Origin of the sequence: Microbulbifer litoralis (genome assembly GCF_023634065.1) — a bacterium.
GTDB classification, from domain to species: Bacteria; Pseudomonadota; Gammaproteobacteria; order Pseudomonadales; family Cellvibrionaceae; genus Microbulbifer; species Microbulbifer litoralis.
Window position 1 is genome coordinate 129,150 of record NZ_JALKCV010000013.1, and the last position, 19,086, is coordinate 148,235.

Annotated in this window: 10 protein-coding genes; 2 read left to right on the forward strand and 8 right to left on the reverse strand. The window is 62.6% G+C overall.

Features of this window, described 5'->3' with window-relative positions:
* Window positions 1–238: 238 nt before the first annotated feature.
* The 3 genes from MWN76_RS17045 to MWN76_RS17055 form a co-directional block, all read right to left on the reverse strand.
* Window positions 239–1,939: a GH35 family beta-galactosidase gene (locus MWN76_RS17045; protein ID WP_250463573.1), complete on the reverse strand. Its 1,701-nt coding sequence runs from the start codon at window positions 1,937–1,939 to the stop codon at window positions 239–241.
* A 61-nt stretch (window positions 1,940–2,000) separates the two neighbouring features.
* Window positions 2,001–4,985, reverse strand: a complete 2,985-nt coding sequence (locus tag MWN76_RS17050; RefSeq protein ID WP_250463576.1) for a TonB-dependent receptor — start codon at window positions 4,983–4,985, stop codon at window positions 2,001–2,003.
* Between the two features lie 67 nt (window positions 4,986–5,052).
* The gene (locus tag MWN76_RS17055) at window positions 5,053–7,557 is read right to left on the reverse strand and encodes a glycoside hydrolase family 95 protein (RefSeq protein ID WP_250463579.1); all 2,505 of its coding nucleotides are present in this window, start codon (window positions 7,555–7,557) and stop codon (window positions 5,053–5,055) included.
* Between the two features lie 358 nt (window positions 7,558–7,915).
* On the opposite strand from MWN76_RS17055, the gene MWN76_RS17060 reads away from it, so the two are divergent.
* Entirely contained in the window at window positions 7,916–8,653 is a 738-nt protein-coding gene (locus tag MWN76_RS17060; RefSeq protein WP_250463582.1) for a FadR/GntR family transcriptional regulator, read from the forward strand.
* 92 nt (window positions 8,654–8,745) lie between these two features.
* Here the strand turns inward: MWN76_RS17060 and MWN76_RS17065 are convergent, their stop codons facing one another.
* The 5 genes from MWN76_RS17065 to MWN76_RS17085 all read right to left on the reverse strand — a co-directional run bounded on the left by MWN76_RS17065 (window position 8,746) and on the right by MWN76_RS17085 (window position 17,870).
* Window positions 8,746–10,470: a glycoside hydrolase family 43 protein gene (locus MWN76_RS17065; protein ID WP_250463585.1), complete on the reverse strand. Its 1,725-nt coding sequence runs from the start codon at window positions 10,468–10,470 to the stop codon at window positions 8,746–8,748.
* A gap of 62 nt (window positions 10,471–10,532) precedes the next feature.
* Window positions 10,533–12,161 (reverse strand): GH35 family beta-galactosidase, encoded by a 1,629-nt coding sequence (locus tag MWN76_RS17070; RefSeq protein ID WP_250463588.1) that lies wholly within the window; start codon window positions 12,159–12,161, stop codon window positions 10,533–10,535.
* Between the two features lie 17 nt (window positions 12,162–12,178).
* Entirely contained in the window at window positions 12,179–13,156 is a 978-nt protein-coding gene (locus MWN76_RS17075) for an aldo/keto reductase (RefSeq protein ID WP_250463591.1), read from the reverse strand.
* Window positions 13,157–13,210: 54 nt separating this feature from the next.
* Window positions 13,211–15,187, reverse strand: a complete 1,977-nt coding sequence (locus tag MWN76_RS17080; protein ID WP_250463594.1) for a sialate O-acetylesterase — start codon at window positions 15,185–15,187, stop codon at window positions 13,211–13,213.
* A 115-nt stretch (window positions 15,188–15,302) separates the two neighbouring features.
* A complete protein-coding gene (locus tag MWN76_RS17085) occupies window positions 15,303–17,870 on the reverse strand; it encodes a glycoside hydrolase family 9 protein (RefSeq protein ID WP_250463597.1) in 2,568 nt (855 codons plus the stop codon).
* A gap of 353 nt (window positions 17,871–18,223) precedes the next feature.
* Here MWN76_RS17085 and MWN76_RS17090 point away from each other — a divergent pair, with 353 nt between their 5' ends.
* Window positions 18,224–19,066, forward strand: a complete 843-nt coding sequence (locus tag MWN76_RS17090; RefSeq protein WP_250463600.1) for a helix-turn-helix transcriptional regulator — start codon at window positions 18,224–18,226, stop codon at window positions 19,064–19,066.
* Window positions 19,067–19,086 lie beyond the last annotated feature (20 nt).

Here is a 19,086-nt window from a genome sequence, read left to right on the forward strand (position 1 = left end):
TCTAGTGGTCCATGCGGAAAGTTGTGTAACTGTTCGCGTCGCCAAAGCGTCCAGCTCTGCGTTGAGAAAGCTTGAAATAGAACCACTATTCCTGCGCTTTCTCGCCTTGATCTGAACACTTTGGCTGTGCTCCTTAGTCACCAAACTTTCCGCATGGACCACTAGGGTCCTACTGCACAATCCCGCTAGTCCCGAGTCCCGAGTCCCGAGTCCCGAGTCCCGAGTCCCGAGTCCCGGGTTAATCGGTCTTGTAAGTCGCGAGCTTGACCTTGAGCACATGGGGCCGGTAAATGAAATTCAGCCCCCAATCGGTCTGGTCGCCGTTCCATACGCGCTCGAAGACCCACTCGCCGTCTTCGAAGTGCCCCTCCTCGACGCGCTCGAACAGATATTGCTCGCCCTCCAGTGCTTCACTGGGGGAAAAGTTCACCCGCGCGTGGTAGCCCACCACCAGGTACTCGTCCTCGCCCAGCTCCGCGATCACCGCGCCGCCGGAGGCCGGGTCGTTGCCCTTGGGTGGTTCTATCCAGAACGCCGGGCGGCCGTAGGTGATCTCCGCGGTCCAGTCTCCCAGGTCCTGGCGCTGGGTATAGTCCTCCGGGTCCTTTTCAGCTTTCTGCCCGCCGTCGCTGCCCTTGGCGTTCCACAGTTCGCCATCCTGCTTGTAGGTGTCGACCGGCTCCGAGAAACCCCAGGTGCGGTTGTTCAGCGCAATCTCGGCCCACTCGGAGCCCATGGAACCGAATACCTTGTAAAGGTCTGCAAATGGTTTGATGACCTTTTCATCCATGGTCTCCGCGCCGAGGGGGTAATTGGAGTACTTGGTGTCGTCCATGCCGAAGGGCGCAAAACCCAGCGCACCGTGGCCGATGGCGTCGAAGAAGTAGCGGACGTAGGGCTGGTCGTTGCCGATCTCGGCGATATACAGCGGATTGTCGTCCCGCGCGTACAGGTCCATGACCCGGGTCGCCGTCTTGTGATCGCGAAAGTAGATATCCGGCGAAATCATATCGATATGCGGCGCCGCCGATTTCCAGATATGGATCACATTGTCCGTTCCGCCGCCACTGGAGTACTGTCCGGGCTCGCCCGGGTTGAAGGGGTTGCGCAGGGCCACGTTCACATACATGGGCAGCGGATATTCCGCCTTGCCTGCTTCGGCAATTTCGTCGACATAGCGGCCGATATGCCAGGCGTGGAAGAATTCGTCGGCATCGTCGCCGAAGACTTCGCGCCAGCTACCCGACGCCTTATCGACATCCGACAGCAATTCCTCCGGTACCGGCTGCCGGAAGATCTTCTCCGCCCTGTCGGAGAAATCCCGTGCGGAACCGTAGGTACCGACCTCGTTCTGCACCTGCACCATGATCACGGTGCGTTGTTCGTCGACTTCCTCCAGGTGCTGCATCAACTGCACGAACGCTTTCTTGTCGGCTTCCAGCGTACTGCGATAGTGGGGCGACAGGGAGTTCAGGGTTTTGCCGTCCTCGGTCTTTACACGGGGAAAACGCTGGTTATCCAGCTTGACCCAGGAAGGCGCGTAGTGCGGGGCATTGTTCTTCCAAGTGGCGAACCACAGCAGTACCAGCCGCACCTGTTTTTCCCGGGCCTGATCGATCAGGGTATCGACAAACGAGAAATCGAATTCCCCCTCTTCGGGTTCCACCTGCTCCCAGGCGACCGGGATCACCAGGGTATTGGCCTGCATCTGTTCCACCACCGGCCATACGTCGGGCAGTGCGGCCGGGTAGTTGGCGGAGTTGTTGGTCTGGGCGCCGAGGATCAGGTAGGGGGCGTTGTCGACCATCAGGGCGTAGCGGCCGTTGTTTTCCTCGATCGTGGGGAGCGGTTCCGCCGCGCATACCGACCCCGTGGAGGCTGCGATAAGTATGCCGATTAACGGCGAAAGCAGTTTTTCGATATTTTTTTTCATCAGCATAAGCGTTCAACTTGAAAAAAGGGGGCCCTTGCGGGCCCCGCAGGCGGTTCTTAACCAGAGGTCAGAAAGTCACCCTCACACTGGCTGCGTAGCGCACATCCTGGGAGTAGGTGTAGGCATGGCGCTTGCCTATTTCACCCTGGTCCATCAGGCCGACGGTTTCTTCCTTGGTGAGGTTGGCGGCCTCGAAGTTGACCGAGACGTTATCGGTGATGTTGTAGCCCATGGACAGGTCCAACTGGCCGTAGTCATCGTTGTAGATGGGCAGTTGCCAGTTGATACCATTGGTGGTGCCATTCCAGCCGGTGGGACCGACCGCAACCAGGTATTCACTGCGCCAGTTCCAGGCGAGACGAGCATAGAAATCGTAGTTCTCGTACATGCCGACCAGGTTATAGGCGTTCTCGGAAATTCCCTCTGCCGGCAGGTCACTGTAATTGCTACCGTCGGTATTGGTGCCATCCGGGCCCTGGAGGCTGCTGTCGATATAGGTGTAGTTGGCCTGGACGCCGAAACCATCCCAGGGCTCCGGCAGGAAATCGAAGAACTTCGTGAAGCCGATTTCCGCGCCCTGAAGGTCGGCAGTGCCTGTGTTGTCGACCCATGTGCTGACGACATCGAACCCTTCGACAGTTGTATTTTCCACGCCGGTAGTGAAGTAGTTGGAAATGTCCTTGCGGAACAGGCTCAGGTGGGCCATGCCACCGTTGTCGTCAAAGTACCACTCGGCAGACAGGTCGTACTGGTCGGCCTCCATCGGTTCCAGATAGGGGTTGGTTTCGTCTGAACTCAGTGTGAACTGGGCCAGCCCCAGGTTCTGGAGGTTTTCCAGGGTTATCTGGGACGGGTCTGTGGGCAGCTCTGCCCCTTCCCTGAGTCCGCCCGACAGGGTCAGCTGCGACTTCAGTTGCCAGAATTCTGGCCGCCATATGGCCTTGGACGCTGCAAAACGGAATACCAGCTCGTCAGATGCGTGCAGCCGCAGGTTCAGGCTGGGCAGCAGGTGATCGTAGTCGTTCTTTGCCTTGAGGTCGGAGCTTTGGGCCGGCAATAATTCTATGGTTTGTAGGTTGCCCGCCTCTTCGGAGCCGACATCGACGGTCCACTGTTCGATATTGAAGTCACCGTCAGCCACATTTTCCGTGCGCACATAGCGCAGCCCCAGGTTGCCGTCCAGCGGCATGGCCAGGTCTTCGAAAGCGAAGTTGACACGTGTGTAGAGTGCCTGGGTGGTTTCTTCCTGCTCGTTGATATTGCCCGGATTGTCCGTCAGGTTGAGAGCATTGTCCCAGTCGAGACCACAGCAGCCCCCGGGAGTGTTCGCGACAATACGATCAGTGCTGGCCCTGAAATCATCGAGCAGTGCCGGGTCCAGCAGGAAAGCCGACGAGGGTACGTTTGCATCGCCCCTTTGGAAACTGCCATAGGAGAAGGGGATCAGGTCTCCATCTGCGACATCAGGAAAAGGGTAGTTCCCACTGCCTGCATTCCAGGGCTGGTAGCGGGCAGCCCAGCTGCTGCCTTCCCGATTGGTGGCTGATTTGTCGCTGTAGCGGGCGCCGGCCTGTACGGACCGCACCAGGCTGTTTTCAAATTCGTATTCCAGGTCCAGGCGCGCGGCAGTGGATTCGCCCTCATTGTCGGATGGAAGTGACTGTATCTGGCCGTAGCTATAATTTGTGGCATCCGAGAGAAAGCCTTCACCTACGGAGACTGAAGGCGTGTCGTTGAGATTGCCCACGCGAATGCTTTCCGGAAAGGCAACCAACCCGAGGGTATAGTCATCGGTTACCGAAGTGGATTCTACCCGTTGGAGATCGGCTTTTACTGCCAGGCGTTCGGTGGCCTGCCACTCCATGCCAAAGGCGAAGTCCTTGGTTTCCGCAGTGTTCTGCGAGTAACGGGTGCTGGTGCCGAAAGGCATGCCCCAGAGTTCGCCGACTTTTGCTTCCGTTCCGTCGTCAGGGTTGCCGTTAAGATCCTCGTACAGGTCGGAGATTTTGGCCCTAAGGGTGCCCGAGATAAGGGCGCCCTGGTCATCGTAGACCCAGTCATCACCTTTCATCAGGCTATTGGAATCGAAGGCATCGACGAAGAATGCCGCTTCGTCCCAGTACTGCTCGTGCTTGGAACGAAAGGCCGTAGCATAGAGTTCCAGCTCGTCGTTGGGGGCCCATTGAAGAGCCAGGTACTGACCATCGCGTTCACGTTGGTAGTCGTTGCGGCGCCAGTCGGACCCGCGCGGCACCCATACGGTCTCTCCTTCCTCGATGTTGTCGCGGGGATGATACGCACGGGTGTAGATATTATCGGCACGGCTCGACAGGTCTGAGGTGGACAGGTTGACCAGCAGGCCAAATTCCCCGATGTCGGTTTGCCATCGGTCGCTGAACAGCGCGGAGTACTCGCCGTTGGTTTCCTCGATCTGGTCCCCGTAATTTCCTTTAACCGTTGCACTGAGCAGTTGCTCGTCGCTGTCGAAAGGCATGCGAGTACGAAGGTTGACCACGCCGCCGAGGCCGCCCTCGATCATGTCGGCCGTTGGGCTCTTGTAGGTGTCGATTCCGGCCATCAATTCTGCCGGAACATCGTCGAAGCTGAGGCTGCGACCGCCATTGGCGGAAAAGACGTCGCGGCCGTTGAGTTCGCTGCGTACCTGGGACATGCCGCGCACGGCCACCCCGGCTCCCTCGCCGGCAAAGTGCTCGGGATCGCTCATATTGTCGTAGCGGGTCACTGTGACACCCGGAACACGTTGCAGGGCCTCGGTAATACTGCGGTCCGGAAGCTTGCCGATATCAGAGGCGACGATGGAATCGACAATCTGGCTGGCGTCGCGCTTGATATCCTGCGCGGATAGAATGCTGGCCCGCTGGCCGGTAACCACCACCTCCTCGAGCAAGGTGGCGTTGTACTCGGCCTGATCGTCGGCTTGCTCCTGGGCCAGCGCCAGTGTGCCCGCCGCCATCAGCGAAATACCCGAAGCCAGCTTGATATAGTGCGGCAGTTTCTTTCTGGTAAACGCCTCTTTGTTTCTGTCAATCACTCTTCTTCTCCCATCATTATTGGTTTATTGATTTAACCCTAAGACTTTTCTCCTGCTGCTTTTTTCGCTATCTCCGCGCTGCCGGCAGGGCAGTTGTTCTGTCGGCGGTTAGGAGATAGCGCTCTCCGGCTTGCGCTTGAAAGGTTCTTGTGTTGCCTTCCTGGCGCAGGCCGAGAATTTTGTTGTCGCCGGTGCGGCGCAGTGTGTATTCGCCGTCGTCGGGTAACTGCAGGTGCAGTGCAGCGGAGTGGCCGCTCTCGATTTCGGCCTGTTGCAACCGGCCTTGCCGCCACTGCATGTCCACGGTGATATCGCCGCGGGCACGCAGGCCGGTTATCGATCCGTTGGCCCAGGCTTCCGGCAGGGATGGCAGCAGCCGGATCTGTCCGCCGTGGGACTGCAGCAGCATTTCCGCCACCCCCGCGGTCGCGCCGAAGTTGCCATCTATCTGGAAGGGCGGGTGGGTGCTCCACAGGTTTGGCAGGGTGCTGTCTTTGAGTTGCGCGGCGAGAATCCGGTGGGCGCGGTCGCCGTTCTGCAGGCGTGCCCAGAGGGCGATTTTCCAGGCGCGGCTCCAGCCGGTGCCGGCGTCGCCGCGGGCCTTGAGTGAAGTGCGTGCGGCGTCCAGCAGGTCCGGTGTCTGTGTGTCGATGCGATCATCGGGGAAGAGGGCGTAGAGCTGGGACACATGGCGGTGCTGGTTCTCCGCATCGTCCAGGTCCGTCTTCCACTCCTGCAGTTGTCCCCAGCGGCCGATGCGCAGACCCGGGTCGAGGTTTTCCAGGGTGCGGTTCAGCTCGCCGACAAAGGCGGAATCGCCCAGCAGGCTGGCGGCGTCGCGGGTGTTGCGCAGCAGCTCCGAAACCAGCTGCTGGGACATGGCGGCACCCATGGTGAAATCGCCGTGTTCCGGGGAGTAGCTGGGGGAGACCACCAGCTTGCCGTCGCGCGGATCCTTGACCAGTGCGTCCAGCCACAACTGTGCGGCGCCCTTCATGACCGGATAGGCGCGCTCGCGCAGGAACTGTGAGTCTTTGCTGTAGCGGTAGTGCTCGTAGAAGTGGTCTGCCAGCCAGGCGCCGGCCTCCGGCTGCCAGAAGGCAGTGGGCCAGTCGATAACGCCGGAGAAGCCCCACACGTTGGTATTCAGGAACAGGGTCCAGCCGCGCGCGCCGAGCAGTTTTTCCGCCGCCTCCGAGCCGGGTTGCTGCAGGCTTTCGACAAAGTCGAACAGCGGCGCGGTGGTTTCCGCCAGGTTGGTGACTTCCGCCGGCCAGTAATTCATCTGCAGATTGATATTGGCGTGGTAGTCGGCGTTCCACGGCGGCGTGGCGGAATTGTTCCAGACGCCCTGCAGGTTGGCGGGCAGGGAGCCGGCGCGGGAGCTGGCGATCAGCAGGTAGCGGCCGAACTGGAAATACAGGGTTTCCAGGGCGCGGTCGGCGGTTTTATTGCCGCTACCGTAATTTTTCAGCCACTGGTCGATCGGTGGCATCGCTGTAGGAGCCTGCTTGCAGGCGAATGTTTCGGTGTCTTCGGTCTGACGCTGTTTGCCTGTAAGCAGGCGCCTGCAGGGGAATTCTTGCAGGTTCAGGGCCACGCGCTCGAACAGGGACTGGTAGTCGGAAATATGGTCTGCGCGCAGGGCCTCGTAGCCTTTGTCGGTAGCGCTGTCCACACGGGATTGGACTGCCCTGTGCGGGAGTTGGCCGCGATATTCCGGGTAGTCTGCGGCGTAGTCGGTGCCGGCGGCCAGCAGCAGGGTGGCGCTGTCGGCGCCGGTGACCCGCAGGGTGCCGTCTTCGGCGGTGGCGATGTGGCCTCCATCGGCGATGACCTGCAGCTGGGTTTCGTAGTGCAGGCCGTTGTCCTCGAGGGCTCCACTGACCGTGATGCGCCGGCCCTCTATCCGGGTATCGGCGCTGCGGTTGTCGGGGATGTCCAGGTGGGCAGTAAAGCTGATGCTGTCTTTGCGGTCCGCGCTCAGGTGCACGGCGATCACGCCATCCGGATAGCTGGCCAGGTATTCGCGCGTGTAGTGAATACCGCCGGCCCGGTAGCTGACGCTGGCGGTGGCAGTATTCAGGTCGAGTTCGCGGCGGTAGTCGGACACCGCTTCCGGTTGGGGAAACTGCAGTTGCAGGGTGCCGAAGCTCTGGTAGTTGCCGTAGCCGGTGATCTCGCGGCCGAGCACTTCGGCCACCTGTTCCGGTGCCTGCTGCCCATGTTCGCGCAGGGCCTGTTGTACCTGCTGCAGGGGGCGGGCCTGCGGTTTCTCCGGCAGGCCGAAATCGTAGCCCTGCTGCGAGCCGGGGCCGCCGGTCCAGAGGGTCTTTTCATTGAACTGCAGCTGATCGACGGCGATGCCGCCCTGGACGGTCGCGCCCATGGCGCCGTTGCCGATCGGCAGGCTCTCTTTTTCCCAGTCCTGCGCCGGCCGGTCGAACCAGAGTGTCAGTGGCGTGTCCGCGCTGGCAATTGCCGGAACGCAGATTGCCGCCCATACCAGCAGGCGGGCGAGACTGGGGCGAGGTCCGGCCGCCAGGGGCGCTCGGAGATCTGTTCGGCTCATCGCTGTGTCACGCTCGTTATAGGTTTTGTCTTGTGACGTCTGGCGCAGTTTGGCGCCAACATTATTTTTTTGGCTATCTTGTGGCTGTTCGTGGCTACCCGGTGCAGAGGCAGCTATCCAGCGTATCTGCGATCAAGGTATCATCGGATGTAAACGTTTACAATATTTATATCAATTATATGCTAATTGGCTGGTAGCTCAAGCATCGGACAGCGGGGCCCGGTGCTGAATATGTGTATGAACTATGGGATTTAAGGCACAAATAGCCGCGCAGCGTGGGATAATCTGATCCCGGCCGCTTGGCGGTGGCCCATTTATTTGTCATATTAATCGATTGCCGACGAAGGGGACCTGAATCGTGGACAGACAGCAGAGTGGACGCAACCTGACCCAGCAGCTGGTGCATGTGCTGGGCGCAGCCATCGCCAACGGCCGCTACCGGCCGGGGGATGGACTGCCGTCGGAGGCGAGCCTGTGTGATGAGCACGGCATCAGCCGCAGCGCCACCCGCGAGGCGATCAAGATGCTGACGGCCAAGGGGCTGATCACTTCCCGCCCGCGCCAGGGCATCCGCGTACAGCCGCGCGCGCGCTGGAACCTGTTTGACCCGGATGTGCTGGGCTGGATCCTGAACGCCAGCCCGTCGCTGGAAATGCTGCGGGAGTTCCTGCAGCTGCGCATGGCGATTGAAAAGGAGGCGGCCGCGCTGGCTGCCGCGGATCAGGACCGGCAGAAAGTTGCGGCGATCGGCGCGGCGCTACAGCAGATGAAGGAGGCGGAGGAAGGGCTGCGGGACCCGGTGGAGGCGGACATCGCTTTTCACATCAATATCCTCAATGCGACCAACAATCCCTTCTATGTCCAGCTCGGCAGCTTTATCGAGACGGCCCTGCGGGTCAGTATCCGCTTTACCAACCGCATCAAGGGCGTGGAGACCGCCAGCTACGCCAATCATAAGAAGCTGTTCGATGCCATCGACCGGGGCGAGATCCTCGCCGCGCGCGCGGCCTCCGGTGCCATGCAGGCGGAGGCGTTGGCACTGATCGAGGGCGAACTGGACCGCCGCGAAATAGAAGGGAGCGTGGCCACGGCGTAGCCCGGATGGAGGCGCGCAGCGCCGGAATCCGGGGGCCGACATCCCGGATTCCGCTGCGCTGCATCCGGGCTACGTTTGTTGATCGCCTGTGGTTAGCCGGGCTTATTCTCCCGGTGGGCGTAGAGCCCGATTACCGCACCGACAAATCCGCCGGCTTCACGGGTGCTGAGCAGTGTACCGTCCGCATCCTGTAACAGCGGGATCCAGCCATCGCCAGTGCGGTAGCGGAAATCGTAGTGCCTGCCGCGGGCGTCGATACGCAGCTCCAGCTTTTCCCCGGCCTCCTGTTCGAGCGCGGTGGCGGCAATGACTTTGCCGGCTGCGGGATCGCCGGGCCCGGCGCGGCGCGCGACGATCAACTGCGTTTTCCCCTCTGCGTTTTTCTCCACCCCGAAGAAATAGAAATAATCGTCGCTCTGGAAGGCGGCCATACCGGCCCTGTCACCTTCCTGTGCCGGGCGGTAGTACATGGCCGTGGAAGCCGAGGCGTGGAGATGCTGCTGGCGCCGCGCCAGGAAGGACGGGCGGCCGTGATCGCCCAGCCCGTCGCCGCGGGCGCGGAGCGCCAGCGAACCGGGGGTTTTGCGCAGGCTGTGCCAGGGCTTGTCCTGCGGCTGCCGGGGCGACAGCCAGTAGTCCGCGAGTTTTTCGCGGTCGAACTCGTCGCGCAGCGTGAAATTGCCGCTGGTCGGTATCGATGCACCGGGCTGCGGTTCGAGCTGCGGCCGCGCGGCGGTGTAGGGCACCTGTTGATCTGCCTCGGTAATGACCGGCCAGCCATCGCGCCACTCCACCGGCATCAGGAAGGTCTCGCGACCGGTGTTGTAGAAATCCCCCCGCTCGCGCTCGATAAGATAGGGTCGCACGCCGAGAAAAGTCGCCCACCAGTTGCCCGCACCGTCCCGCACGAAATCCGCGTGGCCGACCGAGGTGATCGGGTTCGCGCGCTCCGGGTCCAGGTCCCGCTGGGTCAGGATCGGGTTTTTGTCCCAGGGCTCGAAGGGCCCGAATACCGAATCCGCCTTGAACACCACCTGCGAATGCTGCAGCGAAGTGCCGCCCTCGGCGGCGATCAGGTAGAGCTGGCCGTTGCGCCGGAACAGGTGCGGTCCCTCGATCCAGACCGGTTTCTGCTCGATATCCACGCCGCCGTTGACCACCAGTTTGCGCGGGCCGACCAGCTCGAGTTTTTCCGCATCGAATTCCTGTACCCACAGGGCGCGGTGGCCCTCGTAGCGTGGCTCACCGATGGGGGCGTCGTTGTTGATGATATAGGCGCGGCCGTCGTCGTCGAAAAACAGCGACGGATCGATGCCGCCCATATCCGGCAGCCACACCGGGTCGGACCAGGGGCCGGCGGGGTCTTTTGCAGTGACGACAAAGTTGCCGCCGCAGTCGACGCAGGTGGTGACCAGGTAAAAAGTACCGTCGTGATGGCTGATGGCCGGCGCGAAGACGCCGCGGGAAATACCGAGATTCCCGAAGTCCAGCTGCGACGGCCGGTCGATCACATTGCCGATCTGGGTCCAGTTGACCAGGTCGCGGCTGTGGAAGATCGGGATGCCCGGGAAATAGGAGAAACTGGAATTGACCAGGTAATAGTCCTGGCCGACCTGCACTATGCTCGGGTCCGGGTAGAAGCCCGCCAGGATCGGGTTGCGGTACTCCTCCCTGTCGGCCGGTTTATCGAACACCGGATCGCGGCCGCTGTACTCGAACCAGTCGAAGGTGGCGTAGGTGCCGGCCTGCGGCTCGGCGAGGGTCGCGTCCGGGAACAGCAGCGCGGCTGTCAGTGCGGCGGTGATGAATTTATACATTGACGGTTTCTCTTATTGTTTTTCGGTTGTTCGGCGATTGGGCAAATACCGGGTTGCCCCAATCAATACCGGTACAGCTTCAGCTTCTGGATCTGCCACTCGCCGTCGGGGATCCGCAGGTGCCTGCCCTGGTGGCTCTGGTCGCCGTTCAGGCGGCGGCCCGGTTGCCACTCGCCATCCTCGAACTCACCTTCGTAGAGCACATCGATACCGGCGCGGGCGCCCTCGCTGGCCCCTTCGCTGGCCTCCCCACTGGCGAAGGTGAGCACCACGCCGGTGCCGGCGACGATAAAGTCCTCGGGCCCGGTCTGCAGGACCATGGCGCCGGCGTGGGGCCACTGGTCTGCATCGGCGCCCGGCGACCAGCCCAGGGTCAGCTCGTGGCGGGCGGTAAAGCGGTAGTCGCCGAGCTGGAACGTCATTTGCGGTTTGTCTTTGGTGAGCCACACGCCCTCGGAGGCGATGCTGCCGTCGGCGATGATCTCATCCAGTTGTGCGATCAGTTCGTAGCTGTGGCGGAGGCTCTGCCGCGCTTCGTCCCGGCCGGTCTCGATGGAAAAGGGCGAGAAGCCCAGCGTGTTGTAGCGGCCGAAGGCAAACATCGCCTTGGCACCCACGTCGGGGGTAAAGCGGATTTCCGGAATAAACAGCGGATCGCCCTGGCGGGTGTAGCGGTCGTTCCAGTGCTGGAAGCGCGGGTTGTAGAAATCCGGTACCAGCAGGTCGACAGCCGGTGCGGCGGCTTTCCAGACATCCATCAGGTGTGGCAGTGGACCGCCGCTGGGATAGTCGCCGGGTTTTACGCCGGGACGATTCAGGGCCGCGTTGACGTACATCGGCAACGGGTACTCCGCCTTGCCGGCTGCGGCCACCGCATTGGCGTAGCGGGCGAAATGCCAGGCGGTAAAGATTTCCTCGGCCGCCGGACCCTGGCCGAAGACTTCCGCCCAGCTGCCACTGGTGCTGAAATCGCTGCTGCGCCAGGCATCCAGCAGCTCCGGCTCCAGCTTGTCGCGGCGCTCGTCAAGGTAACCGAGCAGCACTTCCGGTACTTCCGATTCGAAGGCGCGGTCCGCCAGCGGGTGATGGTCGCGGGCACTGGGCAGCATGCCGATCTCGTTTTCCACCTGGACCATCAACACTGTGTTCCGGCGCGCATCGACTTTTTCAATAAAGCGCAGCAGTGCGGCGAAGGCGCGGCTGTCGGCGGCGACGTTTTCGGGGCCGAAGGGCGACAGGATTTCCTGCGGCTGCCCGTCTGCGGAGCGGGCGCGGGGAAAGCGCTCGCTGTCGCGCTTGACCCAGCTGGGTACATAGGTGGACATGCTGTTTTTCCAGCTGCCGAACCAGAGGAATACCAGTTTCTGCTCCTCCCGGCGGGCGCGCTCTATCAGCCCCTGCACCAGGGAAAAGTCGAATTCGCCCTCCTGCGGTTCGATCAGTTCCCAGTAGACCGGCACCAGCAATGTGTTCAGGTGCATCTCTTCGGCCTTCGGCCAGACGACCTCCATATAGTCGAGGCTGGACGAGCTGGAGTTGCCCAGCTCGCCGCCGCGCATGGTGAACGGGCTGCCGTCCACCAGCAGCTGGATATTGTCGCCATCTTTATGCAGGTGCGGTATCGCCGCCGCCGGCAGGGCCAGCAGTGCCAGAGCGCTGCCGGCGAGGAAATTGCGCAGTATTTTTTTCATGGTCATACTCTTTTCGATCATACCTGGCCGCGAATAGCGGGTTTGACCTGTTCGTGGTAATAGCTTGCCAGGGCCTCGTGCCGCGCTGCCTCGAGCCGCGGCAGGGCGGCTGCGCGGACATTGCTGTCGATCTGTTCAGGCCGCGAGACGCCGGCGATGACGGTGGATACCGCCTCGTGATCCAGGATCCAGCGCAGCGCCCACTGCGCCATGCCGGCGTCGCCGGGCAATAGCTCGCGCAGGCCGTCGACCAGCTCCACGCCTTTTTCGAACGGGATACCGCCGAAGGTTTCGCCGACGTTGAAGGCCTCACCGTCGCGGTTGAAATGGCGGTGATCGGAGGGATCAAAGTGCGTCTCCCGGTCGAACTTTCCGGACAGCAGGCCCGAGGCCAGCGGCAGCCGCACGATAATGCCCACGTCTTTTTCCCGGGCCTCGTCCAGCAGTCCGTGCGCGGCGTCCTGGCGGAACAGGTTGAAGATGATCTGCAGGCTGGCGAGGCCGGAATGCTGCAGGCACAGCCGCGCCTCGTCGATGGTCTCCACGCTGGCGCCGTAGTGGCGGACCAGGCCCTCGGCTTTCAGGTCGTCGAGCCAGGTAAAGATCTCGCCGTCGCGCATGACGTCGACCGGTACGCAGTGCAGCTGCGCCAGGTCGAGGGTATCGACCCCGAGCCGCGCGGCCGAGGCCTGCAGGCTGTCGCGGATACCGTTTTTGCTGTAACCGTGCGGGTAGAGTGCCGGTGAGCGCCCGACTTTGGTCGCCGTGATCAGCTTGTCTGGCTTGCGATCGAAATCGCCGATGCGCTGCTCGCTCAAGCCACCGCCGTAGACGTCGGCGGTGTCCCAGAAGTTGATGCCGTTTTCCGCGGCGCTACTGAGAATGGCCCTGGCCCGCTCCCCGTCGAGCGGGCCGAAATCGCCACCCAGCTGCCAGCAACCCAGCCCAATTTCACTGACCTGGTAACCGGTTTTTCCGAGTCTGCGTGTCTGCATTCTGTACCTCTCTGTTGCTTTCTATCGGAGCGGAAAATGTTCTGCCTGCTGATATCAATGCCCGCTTACCTGCATGTCCGTATCCCGTGGCCAGTCGTCGGTGCGGAAAGGTGCGGCCGGCAGGCCGGCGCTGTTGTAGAGGTTGGCCCCGTCCGGGTTGTCGGCCCAGGCATAGCGCACCGCGACCGGATTCGGCACCCGATCACTGTGTAGGGCGATGCGGTCGCCGACGATATCGGCCTCGGCCCAGTGGAACTGCCGGTCCTCGCCGGCCAGGGCAAATGTGCGCGGCGGGCCGCCGCGGGCAACCAGTCCCCCGGCGGTATCGGAGAACGCCAGCAAGACGCGGTCGCCATCGACTTTCATCGATTCAAACTGCGGTCCGCTGCCGGTGACTTCGCTCGCGCCGTAGGCCAGTTCCTGTGCCGCCAGTGCCAGCCGGTCGCCGACAGTCTTTTTGTCCAGTGGGTGAATATCGTTCCACTCGCCGATATCGATGGTGACCGCCATGGCGGTATCCGGCAGTGCCAGCGCGCTGACCTGGGCTTCTCGTAGGCGCGCCCAGTCGCTGTCGCCGGGGCTGTCTTTCGCTTCGAGGAAATTGGCCAGCTGTACGAACAGGAACGGAAAATCACTGTGCCAGCGGTTGCGCCAGTCGCGGATCATCGCCGGGAAGAGTTTTTTGTACTCCGCCGCGCGGCCCACATTGGATTCGCCCTGGTACCAGATGGCCCCTTTGACGGGATAGTTGAGCAGCGGATGGATCATGCCGTTGTAGAGGCCGGTGGGTTTCCAGCGCACGAAGGTCTGGCCAGCCAGCGGATCCATCTGCGCGCCGACCCGGTACTGCCAGTCGCCGCGCAGGTCGATATATTTGTAGCCGAAGCGCAGCTGGTAGGGTTTGTCGGCAACGAAGCCACCGCGGCCGCGCTGGTTGAGCACGCGGATGGCGATGGTATTTTCTCCGGCGCGGAGCAGTTCCGCCGGTACCGGATAGCGCCGCCGGGGATAGAGGTAGGTAGTGTTGCCGACCTTGTGGCCGTTGATATAGGTGGTGTCCGCGTCGACGATGCGGCCCAGCGCCAGTACCGCGTCCCGGCCGCTCAGGTGCCCGGGCAGGTTGAAGGTCCTGCGCAACCAGACGGCGCCATTGACGGCTTCGCCCTCGGTATCGGCCCAGTATCCGGGCACACCGAGGGTTTTCCAGCCGGATGTATCCAGTGCCTCTTTCGCCCAGACGGGGGTATCGCCGTCCAGGCCGGCATCGCGTGCGTCTACCTCGCGGTACCACTGGTCGCTGCGCTTTTTGTCGGCCCGCTGGATTTTCTCGATCAGTGCGTCGTCCTTGAAACGCTGCAGCTCCCGGTAGTGCTGCGGGAATTTCTTCAGTTCCGTTTCACTGAGCCAGGCCTCGGCCGGCGAGCCGCCGAGGCTGGCATTGATCAGGCCGATGGGTACGCCCTGCTGTGCGTGCAGACGCTCGGCAAAGAAGTAACCCACGGCGGTGAATTCCGGCAGCTTTTCCGCGCTGGCCTTCTGCCACTGGCCGCCGTCCAGGTCTTTCTGCGGTTGTTTGAAGGCGTAGCGCTGCGGCACCGCGAACTGGCGGATCTGATCCGTGTAGTGCAGCTCGATCGGCTCACCGTAGGGCGGCAGTATGCGCCGCAGCGGATACTCCATGTTTGACTGGCCGGAGGCGAGCCACACATCGCCGACCAGGATATCGTCGATGGCAATGGTGTTATCGCCGCGGATTTCCATGGTATGCGGGCCGCCGGCGGGCTGCTGCGGCAGTATCACCTGCCAGTTGCCGCTGTCGTCGGCGTCGGTGCTGTAGGTTTCGCCATCGAACTGTACCGATACGGCCTCGCCGGGATCCGCCCAGCCCCAGATTTTCAGCTCCGTCTCCCGCTGCAGCACCATGCCGTCGGCGATCAGTTTCGGCAGGTTGACTTCGGCATGCAGGGGTGCCGACAGCAGCGCACAGGCGAGTATCGACAGCAATCGGTGTGGGGATTTGTTGTGAGACATGTAGGCACTCCGAAAAAAGCCCTCTCCCGCGGACGGGAGAGGGAAGCTACTACTGCGGGGACATCAAGAGAGTTCTTTATTCAATCGATTCGGTATCGGTGTAGGAGCCTGGCGATTATTCCTCCTGCAGCAGCGACTGCGCCGCATTGGCCAGGAACAGGTAGCTGGCGCCGACGGTAATCACATATTCGTTCTGGCCCCAGAAGAATGGCCAGTTGTCCCGGTTCTCCGGCAGGTCCGGCGGCAGCACCAGCACGCCCGGCACCACGCCGCCGGGAATAAAGGAGAAATCCGCGCGGTTGTTGCCGTAGGCCACCGTCTGCGAGCGGGCGCCGACGCCGGACACGAACGAGTAGCTGCCGCCCGGGCGGGTGCCGAACAGGTAATCGAGGCCGCGGTAGACGCGCCCGGCGTCCACCAGTTCCGGGAAGGCGCGATGCAGGTAGTAGTTGGCGATGGATGACTGGATCACGCTGCCGTTGCCGGCCCAGCCGAATTCGGTGATGGGCACGCCGAACGGGTTTTCATCGTCCATTTGTCGCTGGTTCTGCGCGAAGTCTTCGGCCAGTTCGCGGATCTGTGTGCGGTAGTCGCCGTCCATCAGCGGCATGGCCGTGACCAGCTCGGGAATATTGAAGGCGAAATTGTCGCGCACCGCCGGCAGCAGCTGGCGCAGGCCGTCGGCATAGGTTTTGTCGCCGGTGGTTTTCAGCAGTTCTACCGCGGCTTTCAGCTGTTCCTCCTGCAGGCGGCCGCCGGTGGTGTTGCCAAAGCGGAACAGGAAGGGGTCGCGGCTGTGCTCGTCGCGCCAGACTTTTTGTGCGGTCTGCAGGCACTCCTCCGCCAGTTTGTCGTTGTAGCCGCGCAGCGCGCGGCTGGCAGCGGCCAGCGCGGCGGCGGAGCCGTAGTCCAGTGCCGAGCTGCGGTTGGTGAAGGCCCAGCGATCGTCGAAGGCGCCGCTGAATTCTCCGTCGCGGTTCATGACCCGCCTGGCCGGGCGCGGTGCATTGGTGTCGGCGTCGAACTGCTTGCCCACGGTGCGCTCGCCGGCAAATGGATCCAGCTCCGGCCTGTAAACCAGATTGTCGGTTTTGGTCGAGCCCTCGCCCAGGTGCGGGTACTGGTACAGGTGCGCGGCGACGATGCCGGGAATCGCGTGACCGACGGCGCGATACTGAGCCAGCAGTGCCAGGGTGCCGTGCTCGATCTGCTGCAGTATGTCCTGCTTGCCGTCCGGCAGGTGGATTTCCGCGTAGCGTTTTTCCTGGCTGACGGTGGTGTTGTCCCGCGCGATGCCGAATTCCTCGTAGGCGTGCACCAGTTGCCGTATGGCGGCGTACTGGGACTGGGTGCGGATATCGTAGTCGCCGGCATCGTACCAGCCGCCGCTGTCCAGCCCGGGAATATGTTCGAAGGGTTTGAAATCCGTGTCCGTCTGCGGGCCCTGGGCGTAGAGATCGAAGTGTTCGTAGTTGACCGGTGCCTGCAGCGCATCGTCCAGGTGCGAGGCGCCGTGCCAGACGCGGTAGGCCTCGCGCACGCGCATATGATCCATCTGCACCGGGAAGAAGACGTCCAGCGTCGGTTGCCAGACCTCGCTGAAAATATCCGCGGCGATACGGAAGGGCGCGCTGCGCTGGTCGCCGTACTGGATCTGGTAGAGGCCGGGCTCGGTGACACCACTGAAATCGAACTCGGCGTAGTCGTAGCGCAGGTAGTGGCCGCGGTCGCGCACTGCGCTTTTGAAAAACTCCTCTCTCTGGCCGTCGGCATTGATGCGCAGCAGTTTAGCCGGCGGCCGTGCGGTGTCGTTGCTGTCCAGCTCGATCAGCGCGCGCTTCTGTTGCCGCGGGTGGTAGCCCACCTGCGAGTGTGCGATCACCGGCGCGCGCAGCCAGTCGGGCTGCGTGTTGATTTCCAGCTGCCACTCGGCCACCACACCGGTGGCGTCCGCCGGCAGCAGGCTGCGCACCACGTACCAGCCGTTCTGCGCCTTGGCGCGGCCGTCGAACAGCATCAGGTCGGCGGTGGCGTCGCCGGCGCGGATACGCACGCGGCGCTGCGGGTCTTCCGGCGCCAGCACCAGCTGTCGGCCGGAGGCCAGTGGTTTGGGCGCCGTCCTGCCGTTGTCGTGCAGCGTCATGCCGCCGGCCGCGGCACGCGGCAGCAGGCCGCTTTCGCTGTCCATCAGGTAGGCGCGGCCGAAGTACTCCGATGGGATAAATTCCAGGTTCAGGCCCGCGCGTCCGGCCAGTTGGTCCGGCAGCGGCTGGTCGAGGATCACGCTGAGCGCAAAGCCGCCGTCGCGCGCCTCGCCGCGGATATGGTAGGAGAAATCCAGTGCCTCGTAGCGCATCTCCACATCAATGCGCCGGCCCTCGCGGTGTACTTCCCGCGATACCATCGTGGCCATCGGGTCCCACTGTTCCGGGGTGTTGTGCAGGCGCACGTCGCCGTTGGTGGCGGTGCGCACGCCGTGCTGGACTATCTCGATACCACTGGTCTTGGCGTCGTTGAAGGTGCCTCCGGGCGGGTTGCTGAATACCAGCACATTGGCACCGCGGGTTTCGAAGTAGTCGCGGTCATTCAGGGCCAGTTGCTGGGCGGCCGCCGGTAGTGCGGCGCAGGCAAACAGGGCGGCGAGCAGTGCGCGCGCGCCGCGGGCGGAGGGTCGGTATTGCATGGGGTTTTCCGTCGATCGCTGTGGGGGCGGGGAAAGTGGCGGAAACCGGCAGCTACAGTGCTGCCGGCTCCGCGCGCTTTCACCATCCTGTGGGGATTCGGTGCGCCGGGCGGGGATGGATTTCGGATCCAGGTCGAAATAAATCATCGCCGATACGTCTGGTTATTTTCCGGGTGCCGGACTCGTAGAGTCGGTCCCGCTCTGTTATTTTTGATAACGCTACCATCAGGTGTAAACGTTTACAAATGAAATGTGCGCCAATCGACCGGATGCGATGAATGGAGGCCGTCCGGGAATCCGGCTGCGTCGGACAGTGCACCATTCGGGAAAAACGGGTCACGGAGATCTCGGCTATGCGGTATCGGGAAATACAGCCGGCGCGGGGGCTGCGGCCCTTCGTCAACTGCTTCTGGATGATCAGCGCGCCGCAACCGCTGGCGCTGAGCGACCGCACCCTGCCGGACGGCTGCCAGGAAATCGTGTTCAATATCGACACGCGCGTGCTGCGCCGCGACGGTGAAAATGATTTTCACGCCAATCCCGATGTGGAGCTGGTCGGGCAGATGAGCCGGCCCTACGAACTGCGCACCCGGGGCTGCCAGCACTATTACGGGATCAAGTTCTTCCCGCACAGTTTTTCCGTCTTTACCGACGAGCCCATCTGGGACCTGCGCGACCAGTCCATCGACCTGCGGCTGCTGTTCGGCGATGCGCTGGCGCCGCTGGTCGATGTCGCTTTTGTGCGGCCGGCACTGGAGCAGTTTGCGTTGGCGGCGGAGAGGCTCCTGCTGCAGCGCCTGGCACACAGCGGCGGGCCGGGGCGCGGTTACCGGCTGGTGGACAGTGCCGTGCGCGCGCTCTTTCACACTGCCGGGCCGCGGATCGAGTCCCTGTGTGCGGCGCTGGGTGTCAGTGAGCGCTATCTGCAGCAGCAGTTCAGGCGGCGGGTGGGGCTGACGCCGATGCAGTTGCTGAAGATGGTACGTTTCCAGAAAAGCCTGCACGGCCTGACCCGCTCGCGCGTATCCCTGACCGAACTGGCGCACCGCTGTGGTTATAGTGACCAGGCGCATTTCTCGCGGGATTTCCGCACGCTGGCCGGCGTCAGCCCGTCCGAGTACCGCCGGCTGGAAACGCCGCTGACCGGTTTCTTCCTCGGCGAGGAGAGCCGCGCCTACCTGTGCGGGCTGGGATGAGCGTGTCTCTTTGATCCCTG